Below are 6,255 nucleotides of genomic sequence, written 5' to 3'. Positions count from 1 at the left end.
AAGCCCTCGAAGAAGGCCCACTCATCGTCGGATATCAGGTTGCGCGCCAAGCCCATCTCCCAAGCAGAGATGAGCTTGAATCATAGGACGACTGCCAACGGAACCCCTTTTGTCAACACGGCCTAGTCGAACGATCGGGTCGATCCGCTGACGACGAGTTCAACCATCAGATCTCTAACGGCGCGCTGCCGCTCCCGTTGGGATTGCAGAGCACAATGATCTTTCGACGCGCCGACGTCGTGTAAACCCATGATCTAAAAAAGCCGGCTACGCGCCGGCTTTGTCATGTGCACGGTGAAGCAACGCTATCTGAGAAAAAGGGCAGGGCGAACTGCCGGCCTGTTCGGCATGCCATTGATATTGTTCAGACGTTTTCCGCGCCAGCGGCAAATCTTTGTAATTATGGCCACCCGATGAAAAGAGGCAGATAGTTCTGCCTTTTTGATCATAAAAGTTGCCTCTTGCAGTAAACTCTATCCACATAAGCCATTGAAATATACCGCGATAGTGCTGCGAGCGGCCTGCGGCCGCTCAAGAAGCTTGATCGCGTCGACTATCGGCTTGGGCCGCAGTATCGCGCCTCACGATGCTGCTGGGAGCGAAGCGCTCATTGCGGGTGCCGGTTTGCAAGGCGATCGCGTATAGACGGCATGGGAAAAGTAAGGCTGATGACGTAACATCGGTTCTGTTTTCTTTCGCGGACATCAAGGAAGCCATGCTCCGCAAAGATAACGATGGGAAAGTGCAGCGGCTCACCATCCGTACATTCTTGCCGACGATAATCGTCGATGAAGTCTCCGTGATGGAAGAGCAGTCACCCGTTCTTGGACGGGGAGGATTTGATGAGACGGCGCGGAAGCGCATGTTCGCCTACATGCTCTCTGGCAAGGACGCCTCCAGTGTCGTCGCCAGTGAAAAGAAGGCGATCATCACGGCTCGTTTGAATGCCCAAGTCGTCAGTATCGAGAGATTGGCGCAGCGATCCTGCGGACCGCCGCGCCGCTGATCTCAGGCGGAATAGCCCGGGCGAGGCACCAGTCCCATCAGGCTTTGCGACAGGCCGCCATCGACCACGATATCCTGTCCGGTCACATATGAGGCGCGGGGCGAGGCGAGGAACAAGGCGACATCGGCCATATCCTCGGGCGTGGCAATGCGGTGCAGGGGCACCATCGCCTCGCGCCGGGCCTTGGTTTCGGGATCGGTATAGAAGGCTTCGGACAGGGGCGTGCGCACCAGGCCGGGACTGACGCAATTCGAGCGCACGCCGCGTGGCCCCCATTCCTGGGAAAGTTGCCGCGACATCATCAGCGTTGCCGCCTTGCTGGCCGAATAGGCGCCCGACGCCGGCTGCGGCTGGGTGCCGGCGATCGAGGCGATATGCACCAGCGCGCCCTGACCGCGCGCCAGCATGGCCTTGCCAAAGGCCTGCGACATCATCAAATAACCGGTCAGATTGATGCGCAGCATGGCAGACCAGTCGGCCTCGGCGACGCTTTCCAAGGGACCGGGGCGCAGGATGGCGGCGTTATTGACCAGCACATCGGCACCACCCTCGGCTTCGACCCGCGCAGCTGCGGCCGCGATGTCCTCGGTCCGGGCAATATCGCAGGCCATGCCGAATGCCCCGTTCCCCAGCTCACCCGCCAAAGCGTCCAGCGCCACGGCATCGCGGTCCAGCAGCACGACCCGCGCGCCTTGGTCCGCAAAGGCGCGCGCCAGCGCCTGACCGATACCGCCCGCCGCGCCGGTGACCACGGCGATCTTTCCATCAAGTTGCAGCCAGTTCATGTTCTTCTCCTCTCTCTCATATCGGGATGCGGGTGCCGGTGGCGGCCCGCGACAATCTGGGGGTTTGGCTCATCCGAAAAATCGGCTAGGTCGGACCTAAGGAGATCCGTATGTCCATCGACCTTTTCGACCTCAATCGGTGCATCGGCGCGCTGAGCACCCGCTTTTCCAGCCGGCTGGGCAGCGGCGCCTCGCAGGAATATCACCAGCGCTTTCAGATCGGCGTGGTGGAATGGCGCATCCTTTGCCATCTGGCGGTCGAGCCCTGGTCCAATGTCATCGCCATGGCGAATTCCATCGGACTGGACAAAAGCTCGGTCAGCCGCGCGCTGGCCGAGATGAAGACGCGCGGTCTGGTCGAGATGCGTGACGGCGTCCGCCGCACGCGCGAGGCGAACCTGACCGCCGAGGGGCTGGCGCTGCATCATGAGGTGTTGCCGGTCGCGCGCGCCCGCGAGGCGGCGCTGCTGACCGGGTTCGACGCTCAGGAAGCCCAGCAGTTGCTGGATTATTTTCATCGCCTGATCGCCAATCTTCCCAAGGTCGAGGAAGACGCGCAGCGCCGCGCCGGCCAAGACGACTAGACCGCCAGCGACGGCAAGGGGGCGGCGCGCAGCAGCCGGTCCTCTTGCGCGACGATCAGATGGCCCGAAGCGCGCAGATATTCCGCGAAGTCCGGATCGGTGTCGCGCGCCTGCCAGCGTGCCTCCATATCGGCCAGATCGCGATAGGCCCACAGATGCACGACCTGGTTCAAGGTGCCGACTGTGCTGGTGTAAAACCCGATGGGCGCGCCCAGCGTGCGGATCAGCACCGGCATGGCCAGCCGGTCGAAGACCTCCAGAAATTCCCCCATCTTGCGCGGGGCGATGGTGTAATATCGCAGGTTGACCAGCGGACGGTCGGCGGGGGCGGTGAACATCTCTGCGCCTTTCATGCGTTGGTGGTCGTCTCGGGCAGCCGTCCGGCCAGCGCCAGCCCGGCGATATAGCCAAAGGTCATGGCCGGTCCGATGGTGATGCCGGCGCCCGGATAGGCCCCGCCCATCATCGAGGCGGCGTCATTCCCGGCCGCGTAAAGGCCGGGGATCGGTGCATTCCGGGCATCCAGCACCCGCGCCCGCGTATCTGTCACCAGACCCGGGAAGGTGCCCAGATCGCCCATGACGATATGCAGCGCATAGAAGGGGCCGACCTCGACCGGGGCGACGTTGGGATTGGGCTGGTGGCCCTCATCGCCCAGATAGCGGTTGAAACCCGATGTGCCGCGCCCGAACTGGCGGTCCTCGCCCTGACGGGCGCCTTGGTTATAGGTCGCGACCTCATCGGCCAGGGCGGCCGGATCGACGCCGATCTGCCGGGCAAGGTCCTGCAGCGTCTTGCCGCGCTTCAGATAGCCATTGCGCAGATGCGTGCTCAGGGGCATCGGATAGGGCTTTACGAAGCCGATGCCATATTTGCGGATGGTGCGGTGATCGGCGATCAGCCAAGCCTCGGTCTTGCCCAGTCCCTGACAGCTTTGGATCATCGCGGCGCCGACATCGTGATAGGACTGGCTTTCGTTGACGAAACGCCGCCCCGAGGGGCCCACCATGATGAAACCCGGCTTGTAGCGGTCCACCAGATGCGGGAAGGCGATGGCGCCGCTGGCATAAGGCACCTTGGACACCGGCATCCAGGCCGCCGCATTGGGCAGGCCCTGCGACATATGCCCGCCTGCACCTTCGCCCAAGGCGATGCCGTCGCCGGTGTTGCCCTCGGGGACGGGGGTGAAATGCTCACCGCCCTCCTGAACATGCGGATAATGGTCTTTCAACCGCTTCAAATCGCGGGCAAAGCCCCCGGCGGCCAGAACGACGCCAAGCGTGGCCGAAATCCGGCGCGGCTTGCCGCCGATGCTGGCAACCACGCCGGTGATGCGCCCCGCTTGCTGCGTCAACTCCTGCACCGGCGCGTCGGTCACGATCTCGATCCCCAGGTCAAAGGCCGATTTCGCCAAGCGGGCCGCCAGCGCATTGCCCGAGGTCAGCTGCACCCCACGGCCATAGCGCGCCAGATGGGTCATATGAATCCCCAGCCGTTTGGCGACATAGGCGGCCGAGACCGGCGACTTGGTGAAGTTGAAGAAATGCTTCAGATCGTTGTTCGACGAGTTGAACATCATTCCCATGAAGGTGATGGTCTTCAGCGGCGGGCGCAGGCGCTTGAACTCCTTGCCCAGCCGCCGGCCGTCATAGGCCGCCGCCGTGATCGAGCGGCCGATCTGCACGCCACCCGGCGCCTCGGGGTGGTAATCGGGATAGATCGAGGGCGTGAACTTGACCTCGGTCTGCGCCTCCAGAAAGCGCAGCATCTCGGGGCCGTAATCCAGATAGGCGTCCACGAAGGCGGCGTTGTAATTGTTGCCGGCCTCATGGCTCATATATTCATGCACGGCGGCGCGGTCGACCTTGGTGCCGCCCTGGGCTTCGGGGCGGTCCTCGAAATGCGGGTTGCCGGGGATCCAGACCACGCCACCCGAAAAGGCGGTGGTGCCGCCAAACACGGGCGCCTTTTCCAGGACGATCACGGACAGGCCGTTCTTCCTGGCGGTGATCGCGGTGGTGAGCCCGGCAGCGCCGGAACCGATGACCACCACATCATATGTGTCGTTGATGTTCATATCCGATGTCCTCGGGTCAGTTCTGTTTGTGTTTTACGAAGGTGGCGCGGATGAACAGCGCCGACACGCCCGCGATCAGCAATGGCACGGCAAAGACCGCCAGAAGCGAGGGCAGTCCCAGCCCCTGGCCGATCAGGATGCCGCCCAGCATCGGGCCGATCACCGCACCGATGCGGCCGATCCCCATGGCCCAACCGATCCCGGTCGAACGGATCTCGGCGGGGTAAAGGGCTGCGGCCAGCGCGTAAAAGGCGTTGAAGCCGCCATTGGTGGTGAAGCCGGCAAGATAGGCCAGCACCAAGGTCAGCGCCAGCGTCACCGACAGGTAACCAAAGGCCGCGACCACGATCGCACCACACAGCATGGCGATGCAGGTGACCCGTTGCAGCCCAAAGCGCGAGCCGAGTGCGCCGATCGCGAAGGTTCCCGTGAAGCCGCCAAAGTTGAACAGCGCGCCGGCATAGATGGCATTTTCCACCGCCAGACCGGATTGCACCGAAAGCTGGGTGATCCACGAGACGAGGAAATAGAAGGTCATGAAGCCCATGACGACGCTGAGCCACAGGCACAGCGTGCCGCGCAGACGCCCATCGCGGAAAACCGCCGCGATTGAGGCGCGCCGTGTCGTGACCTTGGGCGGCAGGGCCGCCAGCTGCGCTTCGCCCAGCCGGCGCAACACGCGATTGAGCCGCGTCAGTGCGCCACGAGGCTGCTTGCGTTTCAGGAAGTCCAGCGATTCCGGCAGGATCAGCACGACCAGAGGCAGCAGCGCCAGCGACAGGAAACCCGCGCCCTTCAACATCATGCGCCAGCCATGCTCGGGCAGGTAATGCGCCACCACCAGACCGGTCACCACCGCGCCCAGTGCATAGCCCGAGATCGCGGCGGCGACCACCATGCCCTGCTGTCCTCGCGGTGCGTAATCCGCAGCCATCGCGGTCACGCTGGCCAGAAATGCTCCGACCGAGGCGCCGATGACGGCCCGCAGAATGACCAGTTGGGTGATGTCCTGCGCCCGGCTGCTCAACAGCATGGTGGCGGTGATGATGCTGAGCAGCGCGATGATCAACGGGCGGCGACCGCATTTGTCGGCCAAGGGCGCGATGAACAGCCCACCTACGGCCATGCCCGCCAGCGAGGCGCTGAAGACCGTGCCAAGCGCCTCGGGACTCAGCGCCCATTCTGCTTTCAGGGTGGGCGAGATATAGGACATGATCACGATGTCCATGCCGTCGATGGCATTCAGCAAAAAGCAGATCAGGATCACGGCAATTCGCAGCGGCGTCCAACGCTCTCGCTCAGCGGGCGCCGCCTGATCTGCCGTCTGGATGTGATATGCCATATGTCCTCCCGAAGCTTGGATAAAGCGGGACCAGGCCGCAAACACAGGTTTGCGGGCGCGTTCCGGGCCATTCCATGGTTGATCGAGTCGCTCTCTCCTCCGCGACTGGGATGTCGATAAACCGGCCGAAAGAATCGGTCAACTTATTTGTTGCGGTCGCAACACGTTTTCCGTCTGCTGTGCGGTTATTGAAAAATATATAAATAAATCAAATGATAATACTTCAAAACGTTGATCAGCGGTGAAGATCACTCCCGAGTGGCGCCGGGAAGCGACCCCTCTGGCCGATGCGCAGGGTGGCCGCAGATGCGTGAGATGCTACCGCGGGTCGTCGCGCAGCCGGCGGCTGCACGTTTCGCAGCGGTTGCCTTGGCGGGCATGTGAACACCGGCGATTCCGTCCTGATGGCGGCCGAGGCCGGGGCGCGCGTTTCGGGCATGGAGTTCTCGAACTATTACGGC

General features: G+C 62.9%; 6 protein-coding genes. 2 read left to right on the top strand and 4 right to left on the bottom strand.

Translation table 11 applies throughout. The features are described from left to right. Positions 1-715: 715 nt before the first annotated feature. Positions 716-1,006 carry a hypothetical protein gene (locus tag GL279_RS18685; RefSeq protein WP_155066120.1) on the top strand — a complete coding sequence of 97 codons (291 nt, stop codon included), beginning with the start codon at positions 716-718 and terminating at the stop codon, positions 1,004-1,006. A gap of 2 nt (positions 1,007-1,008) precedes the next feature. Here GL279_RS18685 and GL279_RS18680 read toward each other — a convergent pair whose 3' ends face one another. Continuing rightward, positions 1,009-1,791 carry an SDR family NAD(P)-dependent oxidoreductase gene (locus GL279_RS18680; RefSeq protein WP_155066119.1) on the bottom strand — a complete coding sequence of 261 codons (783 nt, stop codon included), beginning with the start codon at positions 1,789-1,791 and terminating at the stop codon, positions 1,009-1,011. Positions 1,792-1,901: 110 nt separating this feature from the next. On the opposite strand from GL279_RS18680, the gene GL279_RS18675 reads away from it, so the two are divergent. After that, the gene (locus GL279_RS18675; protein ID WP_155066118.1) at positions 1,902-2,375 is read left to right on the top strand and encodes a MarR family winged helix-turn-helix transcriptional regulator; all 474 of its coding nucleotides are present in this window, start codon (positions 1,902-1,904) and stop codon (positions 2,373-2,375) included. Here the strand turns inward: GL279_RS18675 and GL279_RS18670 are convergent. From GL279_RS18670 to GL279_RS18660, 3 genes are read right to left on the bottom strand one after another with little or no spacing between them, the layout of a single operon-like run. Further along, on the bottom strand, positions 2,372-2,713 hold the full coding sequence (locus tag GL279_RS18670; protein ID WP_211371368.1) for an NIPSNAP family protein: 342 nt from the start codon (positions 2,711-2,713) through the stop codon (positions 2,372-2,374). The genes GL279_RS18675 and GL279_RS18670 overlap by 4 nt on opposite strands. Before the next feature lie 11 nt (positions 2,714-2,724). Next, positions 2,725-4,452: an FAD-dependent oxidoreductase gene (locus GL279_RS18665; protein WP_155066116.1), complete on the bottom strand. Its 1,728-nt coding sequence runs from the start codon at positions 4,450-4,452 to the stop codon at positions 2,725-2,727. Positions 4,453-4,468: 16 nt separating this feature from the next. Then, positions 4,469-5,794, bottom strand: coding sequence for an MFS transporter (locus tag GL279_RS18660; RefSeq protein ID WP_155066115.1), 1,326 nt, complete (start codon positions 5,792-5,794; stop codon positions 4,469-4,471). Between the last annotated feature and the right edge of the window lie 461 nt (positions 5,795-6,255).

The organism is Paracoccus limosus (genome assembly GCF_009711185.1).
In the GTDB taxonomy this organism is placed as follows: domain Bacteria; phylum Pseudomonadota; class Alphaproteobacteria; order Rhodobacterales; family Rhodobacteraceae; genus Paracoccus; species Paracoccus limosus.
This window is presented reverse-complemented; position numbering and strand designations above follow the sequence as displayed.